This window comes from Streptomyces sp. RLA131 (assembly GCF_056270125.1).
The window spans coordinates 2,070,860-2,093,406 of record NZ_JBWDOQ010000002.1 but is presented as its reverse complement, the minus strand read 5'-3'; the positions used below and the strand labels follow the sequence as shown (position 1 = coordinate 2,093,406).

The following is a 22,547-nucleotide window of genomic DNA, read 5'->3' as shown; positions in this document are numbered from 1 at the left end:
TCGTTTCCATAGGCTGGGCCTATGCAGTTCCAGCAGCTCGTCTACTTCCTGGCCGTCGCCGACACCAGGCACTTCACCCGCGCCGCGGAACGCGTCCACATCGCCCAGCCCTCCCTCTCCCAGCAGATCAAGGCCCTCGAACGCGAACTCGGCGCGCAGCTCTTCAGCCGGGCCAGGGGCAACATCACCCTCACCGACGCCGGTGAGGCCCTGCTGCCCCTGGCCCGGCGCATCATCGCCGACACCGAGACCGCCACCCAGGAGGTGCAGGAACTCGTCCAGCTCCGCAGGGGCCGGGTCCGGCTCGGCGCCACACCGAGCCTGTGCACCGGGCTCCTTCCCGACGTCCTGGCCTCCTACCACCGCCAGTACCCCGGCATCCGGCTCGTCATCGAGGAGGGCGGCTCCCGCGACCTGGTGCGCCAGCTCGCCACCGGCAGCCTCGACCTGGCCCTGATCGTGCTGCCGCTGCACAGCCACGACCCGGCCCTGCACGCCACCCCCGTCCTCCAGGAGGACCTGGTCGCCGTCACCACCGCCGACACCCCGCCGCTGCTGCGGATCGACGACCTGCGCCACCACCCCCTGGTGATGTTCCGCAGCGGCTACGACCTGCGTGAACTCACCATCGGCGCCTGCCGCGCCGCCGGCTTCGAACCGGCCTTCGCCGTCGAGGGCGGCGAGATGGACGCCGTCCTCGGTTTCGTAGAGGCCGGCCTCGGCCTCGCAGTCGTCCCCGCCATGGTCGCCCGCCGCCGCCCCACCCTGCGGGCCACCCCCTTCGCCCCGCCCGGCCTGACCCGCACCATCGCGCTCGCCCACCGCAAGGACACCGGGCCGCCGCGCGCCGCCCGTGAACTGCGGCGTGTCCTGCTCGAACACGTACAACAGACCGCCGCCCTGCCACAGTGGAACCCATGACACAGCCCCCCGCAGCGGCCGCCCCGCAGCCCGCCCCGCGCGTCGGCGTGCGCGGCGAGGCCACCATCGAGGTCGAGCCCGAACTCGCCGGCATCGCCGTCACCGTCACCGCCCGCGGCACCGACCGCCACACCACGCTCAAGGACATCACGCGCCGCAACAACCACGTCCTCGACCTCGTCAAGGAGTACGGCGACGCCGTCGAGAAGGTCGAGACCGGCGGCTTCGTCATCACCCCCGAACTGCGCGAACGCGGCCGGGGCGAACGCGTCCGCGCCTATCACGGCACCGTCCGCGTCACCGCCACCCTCACCGACTTCACCGCCCTCGGCGAACTCACCACCCGCCTCGCCGAACTCGACCTCACCCGCGTCGACGGCCCCTGGTGGTCCCTGCGCCCCACGTCGCCCGCCTACCGCACCGCCAGAACCCAGGCCGTGCACGACGCCGTCCAGCGCGCGCGCGAGTACGCCGAGGCCCTGGGCGCCCGCCTCACCGCCCTGCTCGAACTCGACGACGAAGGCGTCCAGCAGTCCGCCCCGCAGCTGCGCGAGCGCACCATGCGCGCCGCCGCGTTCACCGCCGCCGGCCCGCCCGGCGCCGACGACACCCCCGCCATCGACCTCGAACCCGAGCGCCAGACCGTCCACGCCCAGGTCACCGCCCACTTCACGATGACCGCCCCGGAGCTGTGAAACAGCTCATCCGAGCGACCCCCCGCACACTTCACCACTTGTCAACAATCGTTGGTCCGGAAGCCGTTGAACAGTCGTCTGCTTCTCAGCCCCTACCCGCGGGTAAGTCATAAGCTCGAAACATGCGCCGAGCGAAAATCGTCTGCACCCTGGGTCCCGCGACCGACTCCTACGACCAGATCAAGGCCCTGGTCGAAGCCGGAATGAACGTGGCCCGCCTCAACATGAGCCACGGCACCCACGCCGACCACGAGTACCGCTACCGGCACGTCCGCAAGGCCGCCGAGGAGACCGGGAGCAGCGTCGGCATCCTCGCCGACCTTCAAGGTCCGAAGATCCGCCTCGCCCGCTTCGCCGAAGGCCCCGTACTCCTTGAACGCGGCGACACGTTCACCATCACCACCGACGACGTCGAGGGCGACCGCCACATCTGCGGCACCACCTACAAGGGCCTCGCCGCGGACGTCGGCCGCGGCGAACGCATCCTCGTCGACGACGGCCGCGTCACCCTCGAAGTCACCGACGTCGAAGGCCCCCGCGTCCACACCATCGTCATCGAGGGCGGCATCGTCTCCGACAACAAGGGCCTCAACCTCCCCGGCGTCGCCGTCTCCGTCCCCGCCCTGTCGCAGAAGGACATCGACGACCTGAGGTGGGCGCTGCGCACCGGCGCCGACATCATCGCCCTGTCCTTCGTGCGCAGCGGCCGCGACGCCGAGGACGTGCACCGCGTCATGCGCGAGGAGAACCGCCGCGTCCCCGTCATCGCCAAGATCGAGAAGCCGCAGGCCGTCGACAACCTCGACGACGTCGTCGCCGCCTTCGACGGGATCATGGTCGCCCGCGGAGACCTCGGCGTCGAAATGCCCCTCGAAGCCGTCCCGCTGGTCCAGAAGCGGGCCGTCAAACTCGCCCGGCGCAACGCCAAGCCCGTCATCGTCGCCACCCAGATGCTCGAATCCATGATCGACTGCTCGCGCCCCACCCGCGCCGAGGCCAGCGACGTAGCCAACGCCGTCATGGACGGCGCCGACGCGGTGATGCTCTCCGGCGAGACCAGCGTCGGCAAGTACCCCGTCGCCACCGTCACGACCATGAGCCGTATCGTCGCCGCCGCCGAGCAGGACATGCTCGCCGCCGGCCTCCCCCCGCTCACCGAACGTAACAAGCCCCGCACCCAGGGCGGCGCCGTCGCCCGTGCCGCCGCCGAGATGGGCGACTTCCTCGGCGCCCGCTTCCTGGTCGCCTTCACCCAGTCCGGTGACACCGTCCGCCGCCTGACCCGCTACCGCTCGCCCATCCCCGTCATCGGCTTCACCCCCGAGCCGGCCACCCAGTCCCTGCTCAACCTCACCTGGGGCGTCGAGACCTTCCTCGTCCCGACCGTCCGGACCACCGACGAGATGGTCGAACAGGTCGACGAGCAGCTGCTGCGCATCGGCCGCTGCAAGAAGGGCGACATCGTCGTCATCACCGCCGGCTCGCCCCCCGGCATCTCCGGCACGACCAACATGGTCCGCGTCCACCACATCGGCGAGGACGACTCCCCGAAGTAGCCCCTTCGGGTGGCGCCCCTGCCTTCTCCCGCAGGTGCCCACTGGCGCCTGCATAACATCCATGTTATGACTTGGGGAGAAGTGGAACTCGAACCCGAGGTGGACGACTGGTTCGACGCGCTCAAGCAGGACGACCAGGAGACCGCCGTCTTCTACGTGGACCTGCTCGCGGAGTACGGAGTCCTGCTCGGTGAGCCGTACACCCGGCAGCTGGATGGCAAGCTTCGAGAGCTGCGCTTTCACATCGACCGGGAGTCGGTGCGGATCACGTACTGGATTGCGGCCGGGCGCCGCATCGTCCTGCTGACGGTCTTCCGCAAGCAACGCATGCGCGAGGATGCCGAGGTTGACCGGGCGCGCCGTGCGATGCAGCGATGCATCGCCGAATCGCACACTGCCGACGAGGACGAGGGGTAGCGAACATGGCGGCAAGGAAGGCGTGGAGCGAGAAGCGCGCCGAGATCATGGCCCGGCCCGGCGCCGGTGAGGGTTATCGGGCGGCTCAGCTCAGGTTCGAACTCGGCGCGGCTGTGCGGGCCCGCCGTGAAGAGCTCGGACTGAGTCAGCGGCAGCTCGCGGAGTCCGCGGGCCTGCAGCAGCCCGCGGTGGCTCGATTCGAGGCGGGCGGCACCATGCCGACCATACTGATGCTGGAACGGCTGGCCCAGGCTCTGAACATGCGGCTGGCTGTGGAGCTGCAGCCGCTGGAGCGCGCGAGCTGAGCCCGGCGCCTCGAAGGATTGTGCTGTGAGATGTAAAAAGTGCCGGGTGTGGGATTCGAACCCACAAGCCCTTTCGGGCAGAGGTGTTTGAGACCTCCGCGTATGCCGTTCCGCCAACCCGGCCGGTTGCGGATCACAGCCTACCGTGTAGGTGGTCAGGGGCGCAGCTAGGTAGGCTCTTGGTGCAGTCCTGCCCAGGAACAAGGAGTCCCGTGAGCGCCCCCGAGCCCGCTGACGAGCAGCAGCACGTACCCCCGACGACCACGCGTGTCGTCATCGCTGAGGACGAGGCACTGATCAGGCTCGACCTGAAAGAGATGCTGGAGGAGGAGGGCTACGCCGTGGTCGGCGAGGCCGGCGACGGTGAGACGGCCGTGAAGCTCACGGCGGAGCACCACCCCGATCTGGTGATCCTCGATGTGAAGATGCCGATTCTGGACGGCATCTCGGCGGCCGAGCAGATCGCCAAGGACCGGCTGGCCCCGGTCCTGATGCTGACCGCGTTCTCGCAGCGCGAGCTGGTCGAGCGGGCGCGGGACGCGGGGGCGATGGCGTACCTGGTGAAGCCGTTCAGCAAGAGCGACCTCGTCCCGGCGATCGAGATGGCCGTGTCGCGGTTCACCGAGATGCGCGCGCTGGACGCCGAGATCGCGGATCTGAGCCTGCGGCTGGAGACCCGCAAGCTGGTGGACCGCGCCAAGAGCGTGCTGCAGACGAAGTACGGGCTGAGCGAGCCGGCCGCGTTCCGCTGGATCCAGAAGACGTCGATGGACCGCCGGATGACGATGCAGGCGGTGGCGCAGGCCGTGATCGAAGAGGTGCCGGAGAAGTAGCGGCGGCCGCGACGCGGCCGCACACGTACACGGGCCGGGCCCGCACCGACAGTCGGTGCGGGCCCGGCCCATATACGTACGTACGTCCGTACGTCCGTGCCGGGTCAGTCCTCGCCGAGGTAGGCCTTGCGGACGGACTCGTCGTGCAGCAGGTCCTGTCCGGTCCCGCTGAGGACGATGTTGCCGATCTCCATCACATGGCCCTGGTCGGCCAGCGACAGCGCGGCCTGGGCGTTCTGCTCGACGAGCAGGATGGTCGTGCCGGAGGCCCTGAGTTCGACGATGGTCGCCAGGATCTTCTGCATCATGATGGGCGACAGGCCCATCGACGGCTCGTCCAGCATGAGCAGCTTGGGCTGGGACATCATGGCGCGCCCCATGGCCAGCATCTGCTGCTCGCCGCCGGACAGGGTGCCGGCCGCCTGCTTCCGCCGTTCGCCCAGGATGGGGAAGAGGTCGTAGGCGCGCTGGATGTCCTTGACGATGCCGTCGGCGTCCTTGCGCAGGTAGGCGCCGAGCTTGAGGTTCTCCTCGATCGTCAGGCGGGGGAAGATGTGCCGTCCCTCGGGGGAGTGCGCGAGCCCGAGGGAGACGATCTTGTGCGCGGGGACCTTCTCGATGGGCTGGCCGTCGAAGAGGATACGGCCGCTGCTGGGCCGCAGCAGGCCGCTGAGGGTGCGCAGGGTCGTCGTCTTGCCGGCGCCGTTGGTGCCGATGAGGGTGACGACCTGGCCGGCTTCGACGCTGAAGGAGATGCCCTTGACGGCTTCGATCTTGCCGTAGGAGACGCGCAGGTCCTCGACTTCGAGCAGGGCGGTCATCGCTCGTCCTCCGTGGTGCTGGTGGTGGCTTCGGCGCCGGCCTCTTCCTCGTAGGGGGTTCCGAGGTAGGCCGCGATGACGCGTTCGTCGCCCTGGACGGTGTCCTTGTCGCCCTCGACGAGCTTCTCGCCCTGGACGAGGACGGCGACACGGTCGCAGAGGTTGAAGATGAAGCGCATGTCGTGCTCGATGACGAGGACGGCGATGCCCTGGTCCCGGATGGCGAAGACCAGTTCCTCGGTGGCGCGGGTCTCCTGGGGGTTCATGCCCGCGGTGGGCTCGTCCAGGAGCAGCAGGCCCGGCTCGCTGGCGAGCGCCCGCGCGATCTCCAGCTTGCGCTGCTCGCCGTAGGGGAGGTTGCGCGAGAGGTGGTCGGCCTTGTGCTGGAGGCCGATGAACTCCAGGAGTTCCATGGCACGTTCGCGCGAGGCGGCCTCGGCCTTGCGGAAGCCGGGGCCGCGCAGCAGGGCGGACCAGAGGCCTTCCTTGGTGCGGGTGTGGCGTCCGACGAGCACGTTCTCCAGAACGGTCATGTTGGCGAAGAGCCGGATGTTCTGGAAGGTACGGGCGATGCCGGCCTGGGTCACCAGGTGGGGCTTGGGCGGGAGCACGGTGCCCTTGTAGGAGACCTTGCCCTCGGTGGGGACGTACAGGCCGGTGAGGCAGTTGAAGAAGGTGGTCTTGCCGGCGCCGTTGGGGCCGATCAGACCGACGATCTCGCCGCTGTTGACGGTGAGGTCGACGGACTTGACGGCGGTGAGGCCGCCGAAGCGCATGGTCACACCGGACGCTTCGAGGACGGTGCCGGTGGTGGTGCCGGGGGCGGCAGTGGTGGTCGTCATGGTGGTTACGCCCCCGCCTTGGTGACGCCGACGGTGCTGTCGGGCAGGAGTGGGTCGTCGGGTACGTCGAGCTGCCCGGTTTCGTGGAACTCCAGCTGGCGGCGCCGGTCGGGGATGAGGCCCTCGGGGCGGAAGCGCATCAGGATGATGAGGGCGATACCGAACGCGAAGAGTTCGTACTCCTTGAGGAAGCCGAGCTTCTCCGGGATCAGGTACAGCAGTGCCGCGCCGAGGATCGGGCCGTTGACGGTGCCCATACCGCCGAGGACGACGGCGGCCAGCAGGAACGCCGAGTTGGGCGGGGCCGCGCCGGCGAACTGGTACGGGCTGGGCACCACGCTGTACGTGACGTGGGCGCTGACCGTGCCGGCCAGGCCGGCCAGGGAGGCGCCGAGGGCGAAGGCGATGAGCTTGACCCGGAAGCCGTTGATGCCCATGGCGGTGGCCGCGGTCTCGTCCTCGCGGATGGCGATCCAGGAGCGGCCGATGCGGGAGTCCGCCGCACGCGTGAAGACCAGCACGACCAGCGCGGTGATCACCAGCATGAGGAAGAAGTAGTTCGCGAACCGGCCGAGGGTGAAGCCCGCGACGACGTGCGAGGCGCCGAGGTTGAAGCCGAGGATCTCCAGGTCGGGGATGCTCGGAATGCCGTCGGGGCCGTTGGTGATGTCGGGGCCGGAGGTGCCGTCCATGTTGTTGACGGCGATACGGAAGATCTCACCGAAGCCGAGGGTGACGATGGCGAGGTAGTCGCCGCGCAGCCGCAGGGTCGGGGCGCCGATCAGGACGCCGAAGACCAGCGACGCGGCCATGCCGGTGAGGGCGGCGGCCCAGAAGGGGAACTGGACGCCGGAGAAGCGGGAGAACTCGGAGCCGGAGACCAGGGCCGCGGCGTAGGCGCCGACGCCGAGGAAGGCCACGTACCCCAGGTCGAGGAGGCCGGTGAGGCCGACGACGATGTTGAGGCCGAGGGCGACGGTTCCGAAGACCAGGATGCTGACGCCGAGGTTGGCGTTGTGGTCGTTGCTCTGGGTGAAGGGGAACAGCGCCGCGGCGAGGAAGGCCATGCCGGTGGCGAAGCCCCTGTGCCGGGCGTTGAGCGCGGAGAAGCGGTCGAGCAGCCCGGCGGTGTACAGGGCCATGGCCCCGAAGAGGATGAGCAGGATGAAGCCGACGAAGGTCTCGCTGTCCTCGTCGTTGATGCCGATGCCGTAGGTGAAGATCACCAGGGCGATGGCGGTACAGGCGGTGATGGTCAGCCGCTGCGCCCAGCCCGGGAGTTCGCGGGCGCCGGGCAGGTCGTCGGGCTTGCCGAAGATGCTGCGCAGCTCGCCGCCGGGGCGGGGCAGGCCCAGGGCACCGGCGACGGCCAGTGCCGAGGCGACGATGGCGACGTAGGCGCCCGGGTCGAGGTTGACCAGGCCGCCGAGGTCGACGGTGATGGCGATGGCGGTGAACCAGGTGACCGTGAAGGCCGAGATGGCCGCGAGGAACACCGGGGCGGGGCCGGCGGTGGGGTTGAGCCAGCGCAGTCCGCGTACGCCCCAGGTGCCCAGGGCCATGAGCAGGGTGAGGGCTCCGGCGATGAGCGCGAGGATCTGCAGGCCTGCCGGGTAGCCGTAGACGGTGAGGTCGCCGGGGAACTCGGAGGTCCAGGTCCAGGACATGAAGGCGCTGGCGACGGTACCGGCGGCGCCGACGGCGATCAGGGCCCGCGCGGCGCTCTGCGGCAGCGGTATCACGCCGGGCGCGGTGGCCGTGGCGGCGGGAGCGGTGGGGTTCTCGGTGGTGTTGGTCATGTTGCTCACGCCCTGTCCGCGACACGTTCGCCGAGCAGGCCCTGTGGCCTGAAGAGCAGTACGAGGATGAGGAGTACGAAGGCCCACACCGAGGACCAGCCCTGGCCGCCGAGCTGCTGCATGCCGGGGATGTCGGCGATGTAGGCGGTGGCGAGGGCTTCGGCGAGGCCGAGGACGAGGCCGCCGAGCATGGCACCGTAGATGTTGCCGATGCCGCCGAGGACGGCCGCGGTGAAGGCCTTGAGACCGGCCTGGAAGCCCATGCTGTAGTCGACGCTGCCGTACTTGACGCCGTAGGAGACACCGGCGACGGCCGCGAAGAAGCCGCCGATCGCGAAGGCGATCACGATGATGCGGTTGGTGTCGATGCCCATGAGCTGGGCGGTGTCCGGGTCCTGCGCGGTGGCCTGCATGGCGCGGCCGGTGCGCGAGGTGCGGATGAAGAAGGCGAGGGCGGCCATGCACAGCGGGGCGGCGATGATCAGGAAGACGTCGCCGCTCTGGATGCTGATGGAGCCCAGGTGGTACGGGCCGAAGCCGAGCTGCGGGAAGACGCGGGCGCTCTTGGCGTCGGGGTACCAGTTGAAGACGGCCTGCTGGAGGGCGAGGGACAGGCCGATGGCGGTGATGAGAGGCGCGAGGCGTGGCGCGCCGCGCAGCGGCCGGTAGGCGAAGCGTTCGGCTCCCACGGCGATGAGGACGGCGACCAGGGCGCCTCCGATGAGCATCGCCGGGAGCGCTATCCACATGGATGTGCCGTCGGGCAGGACGTAGAAGTAGACCGTGAGCGCGCCGAAGCCTCCGGTCATGAAGATCTCGCCGTGGGCGAAGTTGATGAGCTGGACGATGCCGTACACCATCGTGTAACCGATGGCGATCAGCCCGTACATCGAGCCGAGGAACAGCCCGTTGGCCAGCTGTTGCGGCAGGGTGTTCACCGCATGGCCTCCATGTGGGTGGGGAGAGCGAGAAGGGGGAGGGGGTAGAACACGGGCCGCGCGGTGACGTGTGGTCGTGGCCGCGCGGCCCTGTGGTGGTTCTGGTGGTGCCGGCGCTGCGGGGCGTCAGGCCCTGATCAGCCGGTCAGCCGGTCGGCTGGTCAGCTCTTGGGCTCGAAGGTGCCGCTCTTCACCGAGGTCCACTTGCCGTCCTTGACCTGGTAGACGGTGAGCTGCTTGTTGGTGGTGTCACCGTACTCGTCGAACGAGATCTTGCCGGAGATGCCCTCGAAGTCCGACTTCTGGACCTGGCTGACGATCTGGGCGCGGGCGTCGGACGGGACCTTGCCGTCCTTCACCACGTTGCCGACGGCCTTGATGATGGCGTTGGCGGCGTCGTAGGCGTAGCTGCCGTAGGTGCCGTAGTCACCGGGGTACTTCTTGGCCTTGTACTCGGCGACGAAGTCCTTGGCGGCGGGCAGGGTGTCGACCGGGACGCCGATGGAGGTCACCAGGTCGCCCGTGGCGGCCTTGCCGGCGGTCTCGATGTAGGTCGGGGTGAACATGCCGTCACCACCGAAGAGCGGGATGTCGGCGCCGGCGGCCTTGAGCTGCTTGGTGATGATCTCGGACTCGTCGTACTGGCCGCCGTAGTAGAGCAGGTCGGCGCCCGAGTTCTTGATCTTCGTGACGAGGGTGGAGTAGTCCTTGTCACCGGTGTTGACGTGGTCGGTGCCGGCGATCTTGCCGCCCGCGGCCGCGAAGCTGTCCTTGAAGATCTTGGCCAGGCCGGCGCCGTAGGTCTGCTTGTCGTCGACGACGTAGACCTTCTTCTTCTTCAGGGTGCTGTACGCGTAGTCGGCCGCGAAGCCGCCCTGGAGAGCGTCGGTGGTGGCGGTACGGAAGTACGTCTTGTACGGACGCTTCTTCGCGGTCTGCCAGTTCTTGCCCTGGGTGAGCTCGGGGTTGGTGTTCGAGGGCGAGATCTCCACCAGGTTGGCGGTGGCGAAGACCTGCTGCATCGAGGTGGCGACACCGGAGTTCAGCGGGCCGACGACGCCGAGGACGTCGTCGTTGCCGACCAGCGCGGTCGCGTTCTGCTGGCCGGTGGCGGGCAGGGCCTTGTCGTCGTACGCCTTGACCTTGAACTTCACGCCGGGGACGGTGTTGTTCTTGTTGGCGTCGTTGACGGCGATCTGGACGCCGTACTGGATGCCGAGGCCGGTGGCCGAGTTCGCACCGGTCAGCGGGGCGTCGACCCCGATGACAACGGTGGTGGTCTTGCTGTCGCTCGAACCGTCGTCGCTGCGGGAGCCGCAGGCGGTCAGCGTGAGCGCTCCGGTAGTGAGCACGGAGGTGAGAATCAGCAAGGAACGGTGTCGCACGATTGGTCCTTTCCCCTGGCGCGGCCCGCTCTGCTGAGGGGCCGAGTCGTGCGCTTGAACCGAACTGAGCTGGAATCCGGTGGCGCGGTGACTGGGCGTGACTATAGGCGTGCGAGCGGGGGTCCGGGAGTGGGAGCGGACATGATGTGACGCTCTTGTTATGACATGAGCAAGGCTTGAGCTTCGGCCGCGCGGCAAAACCGAACATTTCGTGTGAATCCAAAGATTTCACATGCTGAGAAGCCGCAGTTCCGGTACTCGGTGTTGTCTGTGAACGGGATCACCAGGGGGCGTGAGCGCCGGTGAGGAGTGCTCCGGAGCACTCCCCGACCGGGGCGCGGCTCTCCTCCTGTATTGCGCGGATGTTACGAAGCGTTACGTAAATGAAAGCGGGAGGAGGCTCAGCCGGTGATGCCGTTGGGGGTCACCGGACGCAGGGCGCAGGTGAGCCGGGCGCTGCAGACGCGGCGGCCCTGCTCGTCGCTGACCACGATGTCGTAGGTCGCGGAGGAGCGCCCCCGGTGGAGCGGGGTGGCCACGCCGGTGACGACGCCATCGCGGACGCCGCGGTGGTGGGTGGCGTTGAGGTCCACCCCGACGGCGATCTTGCCGGAGCCCGCGTGCAGCATGGCGCCGACCGAGCCGAGGGTCTCCGCGAGTACGGCCGAGGCGCCGCCGTGCAGCAGGCCGTAGGGCTGGGTGTTGCCCTTGACCGGCATGGTGCCCACGACCCGCTCGGCGGAGGCCTCGGTCACCTCGATGCCCATGCGGGCGCCGAGATGGCCGGCCGAGAACAGGGCGACGATGTCGACGCCGAGGCCCGCGTACTCCTGGATGACCTCCGCGGGGAACGGGGTGGGGTTCGGCTCGCGCTGGTCGTCCATGCCGGTTGGCTCCGATCGTCTGTGGCGTCGTACCCCGTGGTACTTCGGTGTACTGACCAGCTTTATACCGGACGGTCGGTGGCGCCCTCCAGGCGGATCACCACCGACTTGGACGCCGGGGTGTTGCTGGTGTCGGCGGTGTGGTCGAGCGGGACCAGCACATTGGTCTCGGGGTAGTAGGCGGCCGCGCAGCCGCGCGGGGTCGGGTAGCAGACCACCCTGAAGCCGGGGGCGCGCCGTTCGGTGCCGTCGGACCACTCGCCGACCAGGTCCACGTACGCGCCGTCGGCGAGGCCGTGCGCGGCGGCGTCCTCGGGGTTGAGCAGTACGACGCGGCGGCCGCCCTTGATGCCGCGGTAGCGGTCGTCGAGGCCGTAGACGGTGGTGTTGTACTGGTCGTGGGAGCGCAGCGTCTGCAGCAGCAGCCGGCCCTCGGGAACGGCCGGGTACTCCACCGGGGCCGCCGTGAAGTTGGCCTTGCCGGTGGCGGTGGGGAAGGTGCGGGAGTCGCGCGGGGCGTGCGGAAGGGTGAAGCCGCCGGGACGGGCGACCTTGGTGTTGAAGTCCTCGAAGCCTGGGACGACCCGGGATATCCGGTCCCGTACGAGGCCGTAGTCGGCCTCGAACTCCGCCCAGGGCACCTTGCTCCCGGGGCCGAGGACCGCACGCGCGAGCCGGGTGATGATGGCCGTCTCGGACAGCAGGTGCGGGCTCGCCGGCTCCAGGCCGCCGTGCGAGGCGTGCACCATCCCCATGGAGTCCTCGACGGTGACGAACTGCGGGCCGCCGGCCTGCACGTCCTTCTCGGTGCGGCCCAGCGTCGGCAGGATCAGGGCGCGGGCACCGGTGACGACGTGCGAGCGGTTGAGCTTGGTCGACACATGCACCGTCAACCGCGCGCCGCGCATGGCGGCTTCGGTGGCGTGGGTGTCGGGGGAGGCGGCCACGAAGTTGCCGCCCATGGCGAAGAAGACCTTCGCCGCGCCGTCGCGCAGGGCGCGGATGGACCGTACGACGTCCATGCCGTGCTCGCGCGGCGGCGCGAAACCGAACTCCTTCTCCAGGGCGTCCAGGAAGGCCGGGGCGGGGCGCTCGAAGATGCCCATGGTGCGGTCGCCCTGCACGTTGCTGTGGCCGCGCACGGGGCAGACCCCGGCGCCGGGGCGGCCGATGTTGCCGCGCAGCAGCAGGAAGTTGACCACCTCGCGGATGGTGGGGACGGAGTGCTTGTGCTGGGTCAGGCCCATCGCCCAGCACACCACGATGCTCTTCGACTCCAGGACGAGGGCGAGAAGCCGGTCGATCTCCTCACGGGCCAGTCCGGTGGCGCGCAGCACCTCGTCCCAGTCGGTGGCGCCGGCGGCGGCCGCGAACTCCTCGTAGCCGTGGGTGTGCTCGTCGATGAAGGCGCGGTCCAGGACGGTGCCCGGGGCCCCGTCCCGAGCGGCTCGTTGCTCGGCTTCGAGCAGCAGCGCGTTGAGGGCGCGGAAGAGCGCCTGGTCGCCACCGAGACGGATCTGCAGGAAGAGATCGGACAGCGCGGTGCCGCCGCCGACCAGGCCCTTGATGTTCTGCGGGTTCTTGAAGCGCTGCAGGCCGGCCTCGGGCAGCGGGTTGACCGTGACGATCGTGGCGCCGCCGGTCTTGGCCTTCTCCAGGGCGGACAGCATCCGCGGGTGGTTGGTCCCGGGGTTCTGCCCGGCCACGATGATCAGGTCGGAGCGGTACAGGTCCTCCAGCAGGACGCTGCCCTTGCCGATGCCGATGGTCTCCGACAGCGCCGAGCCGGACGACTCGTGGCACATGTTGGAGCAGTCCGGCAGGTTGTTGGTGCCGAACTCGCGGGCGAACAGCTGGTACAGGAAGGCGGCCTCGTTGCTGGTGCGGCCCGAGGTGTAGAACAGCGCCTCGTCGGGCGAGGCGAGGGCGCGCAGCTCCTCGGCGATGATCTCGAAGGCCCGCTCCCAGGACACCGGCTCGTAGTGGTCCGAGCCCTCGGCCAGACAGACGGGCTGGGTGAGCCGGCCCTGCTGGCCGAGCCAGTAGCCGCTGCGCCCGGCCAGGTCGGAGACCGGGTGCTCGGCGAAGAAGTCCGGCGTCACCCTGCGCAGCGTCGCCTCCTCGGCGACGGCCTTGGCGCCGTTCTCGCAGAACTCCGCGGTGTGGCGGTGCTCCGGCTCCGGCCATGCGCAGCCCGGACAGTCGAAGCCGTTCTTCTGGTTGACCTTGAGCAGCGTGAGCGCGGTGCGCCGCACGCCCATCTGCTGGTGCGCCATGCGCAGACTGTGGCCGACGGCCGGCAGCCCGGCGGCGGCGTGCTGGGGAGCGCTTGTCGCGGGTGCGTCCTGGACCGGGTCGCCTGAGGGTGCTTTGCCTGCCATGTGCAGATACTGCCACGGCCGGGATTGTCAGTGGGGCGTGGGAGGATCGGACGCGTGGCAGAGACAGGTAAGAAGACGAACGCAGCGTCCACCCCGGCGGACGCGGCCGGCCGGCCGCGCCTGCTCCTGCTGGACGGGCACTCCCTGGCGTACCGGGCGTTCTACGCGTTGCCGGTGGAGAACTTCAACACCGCTACCGGTCAGCCGACCAACGCGATCTACGGCTTCGCGTCGATGCTCGCCAACACGCTCCGTGACGAGCAGCCCACGCATCTGGCCGTCGCGTTCGACGTGTCCCGCAAGACCTGGCGGTTCGACGAGTTCCCCGAGTACAAGGCGACGCGCTCCAAGACCCCGGACGAGTTCCGCAGCCAGGTCGAGCTGATCGGCGAGCTGCTGGACAGCATGTCCGTCAAGCGGTTCGCGGTCGACCGCTTCGAGGCGGACGACGTCATCGCCACGCTGGCCACGCAGGCCGAGGCCCTGGGGTACGAGGTGCTGATCGTCACCGGCGACCGGGACGCCTTCCAACTGGTCAGCGACCATGTCACCGTCCTGTACCCGACCAAGGGCGTCTCCGAGCTGACCCGCTTCACCCCGGCCAAGGTCGAGGAGAAGTACGGCCTCACCCCGCGCCAGTACCCGGACTTCGCCGCGCTGCGCGGCGACCCGTCGGACAACCTGCCCGGCATCCCGGGGGTCGGTGAGAAGACCGCCACCAAGTGGATCAACCAGTTCGGGTCCTTCGCGGAGCTCGTGGAGCGCGCCGACGAGGTCAAGGGCAAGGCGGGCGAGAACCTCCGCGCCCATCTGGAGTCCGTCAAGCTCAACCGCCGGCTCACCGAGATGGTCCGTGACGTGGCCCTGCCCTGCGGCCCCGAGGAGCTGGCCCGCCTGCCCTACGACCGCCCCGCGCTCGACGTGGTACTGGACGCACTGGAGTTCCGGCACGCCAACTTCCGGGAGCGGCTCTACGCCGGCGACCCGGGCGCGGTGGAGGAGGCGGCCGAGATCGCCGCCGGCGTCGAGGTCGACGGCCGGGTCCTGGACTCCGGTGAGCTGCCCGGCTGGCTGGACAGCCACGCGGCGGGGCCGCTGGGCCTGGCCACGGTCGACGCCTGGGCCCTGGGCAGCGGCAGCGTCACCGAGATCGCGCTGGCCGCCGCCGGAGGCCCGGCCGCCTGGATCGACCCGACGCAGCTCGCCGAGGCCGACGAACGGGCCTTCGCCACCTGGATCGCCGACCCGGCCCGCCCCAAGGTGCTGCACAACGCGAAGAACGTGATGCGGGTCCTGGCCGAGCACGGCTGGAGCGTGGACGGCGTCACCATGGACACCGCGCTGGCCGCCTACCTGATCAAGCCCGGCCGCCGCTCCTTCGCCCTGGACGTCCTGTCCGTGGAGTACCTGGGCCGTGAACTGGCCCCGGCCGGCGGCGAGAGCGGCCAGCTGGCCTTCGGCGAGGAGGAGGAAGGCGCCGAGGCCGACGCCCTGATGGCGCAGGCCCGTACCGTCCTCGACCTCGGCGAGGCCTTCGGCGAGCGGCTGGCCGAGGTCGGCGCCGCCGATCTGCTGCGGGATGTCGAGCTGCCCACCTCGGCGCTGCTCGCCCGTATGGAGCGGGCCGGTATCGCCGCCGACCGGGAGCATCTGGAGCGGCTGGAGCAGCAGTTCGCCGGCGCCGTCATGCAGGCCGTGAAGGAGGCGCACGGCGCGGTCGGGCACGAGTTCAACCTCGGCTCGCCCAAGCAGCTGCAGGAGGTGCTCTTCGGCGAACTGGGCCTGCCCAAAACCAAGAAGACCAAGACCGGTTACACCACCGACGCCGACGCCCTGGCCTGGCTGGCCGCGCAGACCGACCACGAGCTGCCGGTGATCATGCTGCGTCACCGGGAGCAGGCCAAACTGCGGGTCACCGTCGAGGGCCTGATCAAGACCATCGCGCCCGAGGGCCGGATCCACACCAGCTTCAGCCAGACCGTCGCCGCCACCGGCCGGCTGTCGTCGACCGACCCCAACCTGCAGAACGTGCCGGTGCGCACCGCCGAGGGCCGCGACATCCGCCGCGGCTTCGTCGTCGGCGCGGGGTACGAGTCGCTGCTCACCGCCGACTACAGCCAGATCGAACTGCGCGTCATGGCCCATCTGTCGCAGGACGAGGGCCTGATCGCCGCCATCACCTCCGGCGAGGACCTGCACACCACCGTCGGCTCGCAGGTCTTCTCCGTCCCGGCGGGGCGGGTCGACGCCGAGATGCGCCGCAAGATCAAGGCCATGTCGTACGGACTGGCCTACGGACTCTCGGCGTTCGGCCTCTCGCAGCAGCTGGGCATCGAGGCCGCCGAGGCGCGCGGCCTGATGGACACCTACTTCGAACGGTTCGGCGGCGTACGGGACTACCTCCAGCGGGTGGTGGAGGAGGCCAGGATCACCGGCTACACCGAGACCCTGCTCGGCCGCCGCCGCTATCTGCCGGACCTCAACAGCGACAACCGGCAGCGCCGCGAGATGGCCGAGCGGATGGCGCTCAACGCCCCCATCCAGGGCTCGGCCGCCGACATCGTCAAGCTCGCCATGCTGCGCGTCGACGAGGCCATCCGCAAGGAGGCACTCACCTCCCGGCTGCTGCTCCAGGTCCACGACGAGATCGTGCTGGAGATCGCCCCCGGCGAACGGGCGGCCGTCGAGGAGCTGGTGCGCCGCGAGATGGCCGGCGCCTACCCGTTGCTCGCCCCGCTCGACGTCTCGGTGGGCGTCGGCGCCGACTGGGAGTCCGCCGCCCACTGACCCGGCGCCTCCGGGGCCGGGTCCGAGTCCGGGCCCGGGGCCGGACGCCGGGCCGCCAGGTGCACCGCCGCCGCGCAGGCGAGGGCGGCGGGCACCAGCCCGGCACCGGCCCCGAACAGCCCGATCGGCAGCGCGTCAGCGGCCGGCGCCCAGGGATAGAGGTCGTACCAGCGCCAGCAGCGCGCCACCGCCCCCACCGCGGCCCCGGCGGCCAGACCGGCTGCCGCCCAGAGCCGGGCCCGCCGCGACAGCCGCGGCACCCGCCCCGGCCGGGGCGCGTCGGCGGGAGCGGCACGCAGCGCCCGTACGAGAGCGCCGGCCACCACCACCAGGCCCACCGCCGAACTGCCGTACTGGGCGACCCGGTACATCGGCACACCGGCCAACGAGCCCTGGTCCAGGAAGGGCAGCAGCCGCACTCCCCACCGCCCGGGATGCGTGAAGGCGTCCCACACCACATGCGTGGCCGAGCCCACCACGGCCGACACCCAGAACCACCCGGCGGTCCGCGGCGACGACGGCCGCCGCCCGGCGCCGTACCCCAGCACCGCGCCCGCCCGGCCCTGCCACCGCTCGGGCAGCAGCGCCGTCAGCGGACCGCGCAGCGCGAACCAGCCACCCACCATCACCGCCGCGAGCAGCGGATCGACCAGCACGACGCCCAGCGGGCCGTGGGTGATCTCCCCGTAGCCGAAGACGCCGCGCAGCACGGAGTCCGCGAAGTAGGGCACATCCGGCGCGAAGGAGCCCGCGACCAGCGCGGAGGCCACCAGCGGACCCCGGCCGGCCACCCGGCCGTTCCGGTCCTGCCGCAGACCCGGAAGCACAGCCGTCGCATGGCTCAAAGTGAACGGCATACAACCTCTTCCTACGTCCGTATGTCTGATCAGTATGCGTGGCCCGGACCGGTAGCTGCGGGCAGCAAGTTGCCGTAGTGTCACCACCGTTGTCGCGCACGGGAGACGCACATCAGGCCCATATGGGAGGGAATCCGGGTATGGCAGCGCGGTACGGCCGACGGATACGCAGAGGGGTCGCCGGCACGGCGGTCGCCGCGGCGGCGATGGCGGCACTGACCGCCTCACAGGGTCCGGGATTCGCCTTCGCCGGTCAGAACAGCGCGGCGACCAGAGCGGCGGTCACCCCGCCACCCGGCCCGGCGATCGACGGCGGCTCGCCGTACTACACCGACATGCCGCCGCTCAACACCCCTACGCCCGCCTCGTCGAGTACCCCAGGCACCGGCACGGGGACCGGCACCGACACCTCCGGCACGGGCCTGCCGGCCACCGTCCTGGACGCGTACCAGAGGGCGCAGAGCGCGATCGCCGCCACCAAGCCCCAGTGCCGTCTGCGCTGGGAACTGCTCGCCGCGATCGGCCAGGTCGAGTCCAACCAGGCGCGCGGCGGCAACGTCGACGCCGAGGGCACGACCATCAGCCCCATCCTCGGCCCGGTGCTCAACGGCGACGGCTTCGCCGACATCACCGACACCGACGACGGCGCGTACGACGGCGACGCCAAGCACGACCGCGCCGTGGGCCCCATGCAGTTCATCCCGTCCACCTGGGCCACCTGGGGTGCCGACGGCAACGGCGACGGCGACAAGGACCCGAACAACATCTACGACGCCGCACTCGCCGCCGGCAACTACCTGTGCGCCGACGGCCGCGACCTGTCCGTCGACGCCGAGATGGACCGGGCGATCCTCGGCTACAACCACTCCCAGGAGTACCTGAACACCGTCCTGTCCTGGTACGACCACTTCCGCAAGGGCGGCGCCGTCTCGGTGCCCGACAGCGGCGGCGGCACGGAGACCAGCCCCGGCACCAGCACCTCCACCGGTACGAGCAGCACTCCCACGGGCACCAAGTCGCCCTCCGCGTCGGCCTCTTCGTCGAAGTCGCCCACCGCGTCGGCCTCCGCCTCGGGCACCGGCAAGCCCACCGCGACGGCCGGCGGGAGCATCAGCACCTCGGCGTCGGCGTCGGCGTCCGCGTCGGCCTCGGGGTCCGCCAGCGCCAGCGCTTCCGCGTCGGCGTCGGCGTCGGCCTCCGCGTCCGCCTCGGAGTCGGCGAGCCCGACCGCGACCGCCTGCCCGACCGCCTCGGCGTCGGCGACGGAGTCCGCCTCGCCGTCCGCCACGGCCACCGACGACCCGTGCGCCACCGCTTCCCCCTCCGCCTCGGCCACCGAGGTGGCCACCGGCGAATCGGCCTCCGGCAAGCTCAACTGACACCCGGCACCGCCACCCGTACGGCCGCGCTCCCCACAGGAGTTGCGGCCGTACGTGTTCTCATCTCACGCCCCGGTTGCTACGGTGCCCCGGCCCGCCCCACGGGTCCGCCAATCGGGAGGAGGCCCGGTCATGCGCGCGTTCATCGCCTCGGCCGCCGGACTTGCCGCCGCAGTGGCTCTCGTACTCGCCGTGTGCGCGATCGGCACGCCCAGCGGCAGCACCTCGCCCGAGCCGCTGCTGACCACCGTCCCCTCCCACCCGTAGGAGGCGAGCCGCCGTGCGTCGCCGGTCCAGCCTGGTGCTCCTCGCCCTCGCCGTCTTCTTCGCGGCCCTCTCGCCGCTGCTGCGCTGGTACGCCTTCCCCCGGCTGGCCAGGATCCCGGCCGGCCAGTACCAGGCCGTCGTCCTCGAAGCGAGGAACGCCACCCTGCTCGACTACGGCAGCATGCACCCCAAGAAGGTCTCCAAGATCACCATTGTCCAGACCCTCAAGGGCAATGTGGAGGAGGCGGAGAAGGTCGGCCGGGCCACCGGCAGGCACGTCGTGGTCTGGGACGGCCTGTCCTACATCCAGGGGCCCGACGGCAAGATGGTCTCCGAGATCCCCGAGCGCTACATCTTCGACGCCCACAGCCAGGAACCCGTCCACGCGGCGGGCGAGAGCGTCGACGGCACCCCGGTCACCAGAAAGGGCATCGAGTTCAAGTTCCCCTTCCTGACCGAGAAGCGCGACTACTACTACTTCGACGCCCAGTCCCGCACCTCCGCCCCCATCCACTACCGGGGCACCCGCGACTTCCGCGGCCTGAGCGTCTACTACTTCGAGCAGACCGTCCCCTGGACCCGGGTCCCGATGCCCCGGACCATGCCGGTCAAGGACGTCACCGCCGCGACCGTCACCGCCATGGGCCTGGAGCGCTGGTACACCACCAAGCGGATGTTCTGGGTCGACCCCACCACCGGCGCCCCCGTCAACGGCGAGGAGGTCCACCGCGAGGAGCTGCGCTACACCGACGGCAAGCAGCAGCCCGTCACCGTCTTCGCCGGCGACGTGAAGATGCGCGAGGACTACATCGCGCACACCGTCGCCCTGGTGAAGTCCCAGCGCCGGCTCGTGCTGCTGATGACCAGCTACCTGCCCTGGGGCTTCCTCTTCCTCGGCGCCGCCCTGCTGTCGCTGTCCCTCGTCCTGGAGGCCCGCGGCCGCCGCCTCAGCGGCGCGCGTTCGTCCGGCGGGTCGGCTCGGCGGTCGAAGGGTCCTCCGGCCACGGATGCCGGGGGTAGCGGCCCCGCAGATCCGCCCGCACCGAGCGGTAGCCCTCCCGCCAGAACGACTCCAGATCGGCGGTGACCGCGGCCGGGCGGCCGGCCGGGGAGAGCAGATGGATCAGCAGCGGCACCCGGCCCCCGGCGATCCGCGGCGTCCGCGTCCAGCCGAACAGCTCCTGGAGCTTGACCGCGAGCACCGGCTGCTCTGCCTCGTACGAGACCCGGACCCGTGATCCGGACGGCACGGTGACCCGTTCCGGGGCGAGCTCGTCGAGGCGGGCGGCGTCCCCGGTGGCCCAGGGCAGCAGCCGCGACAGGGCCTGACCGGCGTCCACCCGCTCCAGGTCGGCCCGGCGCCGGGCCGTCGCCAGCTCGGGGCCGAGCCACCCCCCGGGGTTCCCGGCACTCTCCAGCAGCGCCGCCTCCGACACGTCCGGCCAGGCCCCGCCCAGTTCCCGGTGGACAAAGGCCAGCCGCTGCCGCAGCCCCTGGGCGTCCCGGCTCCAGCGCAGCAGGGCGGTGCCCTCCTCGCGCAGGCCGTCCAGCAGCGCCGCCCGCAGCCGTTCGGGCGAGGGGTTCCCCAGCGGGCGTACGGCCAGCTCGATCGCGCCCAGATGCTCCACGCGGCGGGCCACGACGTCGCCGCCGCTCCAGCCGACCTCCTCCCGCGTCCCCAGCAACGGGGCCGCCGCCTGCCGGGCCGTCCCCTCGTCGATCACCGCGGCCAGCCGGACCCGCGCCGACGGCGCCCCCGAGGGACGGTCCGCCACCGCCACCGCCAGCCACGCGGCCGCGTCCAGCCGGGACCCCTCGCCGGGCTGCGCCGCGGTGCCCGAGGCCATCAGCAGGCCACCGCCGCGCCGCCGGGCGACCCGCTCGGGGAAGGCGAGCGCCGCGACCAGCCCCGCCACGGCGTCGTCCCCGGCCTCCGCCGCGCCCGTATCCGGGCCCGGGCCCGGGCCCGAGCCCGTACCCGTACCCACAGCGGAGGACAGCCGCCCGGCCTCCGCACGCCAGCGCCCCGCGTAGCCGTCACCGCCGCGCCGGGCGGTGCGCCAGGCGGCGGCCAGGTCGTCGCCGTACGAACGCGGCGGCTCCTCGGACAGCAGGGCGACGACCTCCGCGGCCCGCCGTACGCCGAACCGGGCGGCGCCGTCGAGGAGGGCCCTGGCCAGCCGGGGGTGGACGCCGATGCGGGCCATCCGGGTGCCGCGGGCGGTGGGCCGGCCGGTGACCGCGTCCACGGCGCCGATCGCGGCCAGCACCTCGCGCGCCGCCGTCATCGCACCGGCCGCCGGCGCGTCCAGCAGCGCCAGGCCACCCGCGTCCGGATCACCCCAGCAGGCCGCCTGGAGGGCGAACTGCGTCAGGTCGGCCACCGCGATCTCGGGGGAGGGGAACCGTGGACGGGAGCCGTCGTCGGCCTCGCTCCAGCAGCGGAAGGCGGTGCCCGGCGCCTCCCGCCCGGCCCGGCCGAGCCGCTGTGCCGCCGTCGCCGCCGAGGCCCGTACCGTCGTCAGCGAACCGAGCCCCCGGGCGTGGTCCGTGCGCGGCTCCCGCGCCAGCCCGGAGTCGACCACGATCCGCACCCCGGGCACCGTCAGGCTGGACTCCGCCACCGACGTCGACAGGATCACCCGGCGCCCGCCGTCGCCGCCGCGCAGCACCGCGTCCTGCACCGCCGCCGGGGCCTGCCCGTGCAGCTGGAGCACCTCGGCGTCCGCACCGCCCAGCAGCCCGGCGGTCCGGGCGATCTCGCCCACCCCCGGCAGAAAGCACAGCACATCGCCCTCGGGCAGCTCGGCGAGCGCCTGCCGGACCGTCGCCGCCACATGGCCGAGGAAGGCCGGATCGACCCGCGTCCCGTGCGGCGGCCGGATCCCGCGCGGCGGCGGGGCCCAACGGACGGCCACCGGGTGCATCCGCCCCCGCGCCGCCACCACCGGGGCGTCGTCCAGCAGTGCCGACCACGCCGGTGCGTCCGTCGTCGCCGAGGCCGCCACCAGCCGCAGCCCGGGCCGCAGGGCCGCCCGGACGTCCAGCAGGAAGGCCATCGCGGTGTCCGCGTCCAGATGCCGCTCATGGCACTCGTCGAGCATCACGGCGTCCACGCCGGGCAGTTCCTGGTCCCGCTGCAACCGCTGGAGCAGCACGCCGGTGGTCACCACCTCGACCACGGTCCGCGCCGACACCCGGCGCTCGCCGCGTACCGTGCAGCCGATCCGGCCGCCCACCTCCTCGCCGAGGAGCCACGCCATCCGCCGGGCCGCGGCCCGCGCCGCCATCCGCCGGGGCTCGGCGACCACCACCCGCATCCCCGCCCCGGCCAGCTCCAGCGGCACCAGGGTCGTCTTCCCGGTCCCCGGCGGGGCCGCGAGCACCGCGCACCCGTGTGTCTCCAGCGCCGCGAGCAGCGCCGGCACGGCCGTCCGTACGGGGAGCGCGAGCCCCTCGGCGCGGATCGTCATCCGGCTC

Annotated in this window: 18 protein-coding genes, 1 tRNA gene and 1 pseudogene; 10 read left to right on the top strand and 10 right to left on the bottom strand. The window is 71.2% G+C overall.

Annotated features, from left to right (window positions below; all coding sequences use genetic code 11):
- Positions 1-21 precede the first annotated feature (21 nt).
- From RWE79_RS10470 to RWE79_RS10450, 5 genes are all read left to right on the top strand, one after another.
- Entirely contained in the window at positions 22-921 is a 900-nt protein-coding gene (locus RWE79_RS10470; protein ID WP_475939755.1) for a LysR family transcriptional regulator, read from the top strand.
- Positions 918-1,616: an SIMPL domain-containing protein gene (locus tag RWE79_RS10465; protein WP_475939754.1), complete on the top strand. Its 699-nt coding sequence runs from the start codon at positions 918-920 to the stop codon at positions 1,614-1,616. The genes RWE79_RS10470 and RWE79_RS10465 overlap by 4 nt, the downstream gene beginning before the upstream one ends.
- Positions 1,617-1,738: 122 nt before the next feature.
- The gene (pyk, locus tag RWE79_RS10460) at positions 1,739-3,172 is read left to right on the top strand and encodes a pyruvate kinase (RefSeq protein WP_475939753.1); all 1,434 of its coding nucleotides are present in this window, start codon (positions 1,739-1,741) and stop codon (positions 3,170-3,172) included.
- Between the two features lie 66 nt (positions 3,173-3,238).
- A complete protein-coding gene (locus RWE79_RS10455; RefSeq protein WP_475939752.1) occupies positions 3,239-3,589 on the top strand; it encodes a type II toxin-antitoxin system RelE/ParE family toxin in 351 nt (116 codons plus the stop codon).
- Between the two features lie 5 nt (positions 3,590-3,594).
- Positions 3,595-3,894, top strand: coding sequence for a helix-turn-helix domain-containing protein (locus RWE79_RS10450; protein WP_475939751.1), 300 nt, complete (start codon positions 3,595-3,597; stop codon positions 3,892-3,894).
- 40 nt (positions 3,895-3,934) lie between these two features.
- Here the strand turns inward: RWE79_RS10450 and RWE79_RS10445 are convergent.
- A tRNA-Leu gene (locus tag RWE79_RS10445) sits at positions 3,935-4,017 on the bottom strand.
- 89 nt (positions 4,018-4,106) lie between these two features.
- On the opposite strand from RWE79_RS10445, the gene RWE79_RS10440 reads away from it, so the two are divergent.
- Positions 4,107-4,727, top strand: a complete 621-nt coding sequence (locus RWE79_RS10440; protein ID WP_475939750.1) for an ANTAR domain-containing response regulator — start codon at positions 4,107-4,109, stop codon at positions 4,725-4,727.
- A gap of 104 nt (positions 4,728-4,831) precedes the next feature.
- On the opposite strand, the gene RWE79_RS10435 is transcribed toward RWE79_RS10440, so the two are convergent.
- The 7 genes from RWE79_RS10435 to RWE79_RS10405 all read right to left on the bottom strand — a co-directional run bounded on the left by RWE79_RS10435 (position 4,832) and on the right by RWE79_RS10405 (position 13,777).
- Positions 4,832-5,548, bottom strand: coding sequence for an ABC transporter ATP-binding protein (locus tag RWE79_RS10435; RefSeq protein WP_475939749.1), 717 nt, complete (start codon positions 5,546-5,548; stop codon positions 4,832-4,834).
- On the bottom strand, positions 5,545-6,390 hold the full coding sequence (locus RWE79_RS10430) for an ABC transporter ATP-binding protein (protein WP_475939748.1): 846 nt from the start codon (positions 6,388-6,390) through the stop codon (positions 5,545-5,547). Before RWE79_RS10430 ends, RWE79_RS10435 begins: the two co-directional genes overlap by 4 nt.
- Positions 6,391-6,395: 5 nt before the next feature.
- Entirely contained in the window at positions 6,396-8,189 is a 1,794-nt protein-coding gene (locus tag RWE79_RS10425; protein ID WP_475945734.1) for a branched-chain amino acid ABC transporter permease, read from the bottom strand.
- Positions 8,190-8,194: 5 nt separating this feature from the next.
- On the bottom strand, positions 8,195-9,127 hold the full coding sequence (locus RWE79_RS10420) for a branched-chain amino acid ABC transporter permease (RefSeq protein WP_475939747.1): 933 nt from the start codon (positions 9,125-9,127) through the stop codon (positions 8,195-8,197).
- A 161-nt stretch (positions 9,128-9,288) separates the two neighbouring features.
- Entirely contained in the window at positions 9,289-10,512 is a 1,224-nt protein-coding gene (locus tag RWE79_RS10415; RefSeq protein ID WP_475939746.1) for a branched-chain amino acid ABC transporter substrate-binding protein, read from the bottom strand.
- A 401-nt stretch (positions 10,513-10,913) separates the two neighbouring features.
- Positions 10,914-11,396 (bottom strand): hotdog fold thioesterase, encoded by a 483-nt coding sequence (locus RWE79_RS10410; protein WP_475939745.1) that lies wholly within the window; start codon positions 11,394-11,396, stop codon positions 10,914-10,916.
- 62 nt (positions 11,397-11,458) lie between these two features.
- Positions 11,459-13,777 carry an FdhF/YdeP family oxidoreductase gene (locus RWE79_RS10405; RefSeq protein WP_475939744.1) on the bottom strand — a complete coding sequence of 773 codons (2,319 nt, stop codon included), beginning with the start codon at positions 13,775-13,777 and terminating at the stop codon, positions 11,459-11,461.
- A 54-nt stretch (positions 13,778-13,831) separates the two neighbouring features.
- Between RWE79_RS10405 and polA the strand changes: the two genes are divergently transcribed.
- Positions 13,832-16,564, top strand: a complete 2,733-nt coding sequence (gene polA, locus RWE79_RS10400; protein WP_475939743.1) for a DNA polymerase I — start codon at positions 13,832-13,834, stop codon at positions 16,562-16,564.
- Here the strand turns inward: polA and RWE79_RS10395 are convergent.
- Complete coding sequence (locus RWE79_RS10395) at positions 16,495-17,421, bottom strand: DUF4184 family protein (RefSeq protein WP_475939742.1); 927 nt, start codon at positions 17,419-17,421, stop codon at positions 16,495-16,497. The genes polA and RWE79_RS10395 overlap by 70 nt on opposite strands.
- 140 nt (positions 17,422-17,561) lie before the next feature.
- Here RWE79_RS10395 and RWE79_RS10390 point away from each other — a divergent pair, with 140 nt between their 5' ends.
- The 3 genes and pseudogenes from RWE79_RS10390 to pgfA form a co-directional block, all read left to right on the top strand.
- A complete protein-coding gene (locus RWE79_RS10390; RefSeq protein WP_475939741.1) occupies positions 17,562-18,800 on the top strand; it encodes a lytic transglycosylase domain-containing protein in 1,239 nt (412 codons plus the stop codon).
- 132 nt (positions 18,801-18,932) lie between these two features.
- Entirely contained in the window at positions 18,933-19,067 is a 135-nt protein-coding gene (locus RWE79_RS10385) for an SPW_0924 family protein (RefSeq protein WP_475939740.1), read from the top strand.
- 13 nt (positions 19,068-19,080) lie between these two features.
- Positions 19,081-20,013, top strand: a pseudogene (gene pgfA / locus RWE79_RS10380) (cell envelope lipid trafficking protein PgfA); the annotation flags it as partial.
- 1 nt (position 20,014) lies between these two features.
- Here pgfA and hrpB read toward each other — a convergent pair.
- Positions 20,015-22,540: an ATP-dependent helicase HrpB gene (gene hrpB / locus RWE79_RS10375; RefSeq protein ID WP_475945732.1), complete on the bottom strand. Its 2,526-nt coding sequence runs from the start codon at positions 22,538-22,540 to the stop codon at positions 20,015-20,017.
- Positions 22,541-22,547 lie beyond the last annotated feature (7 nt).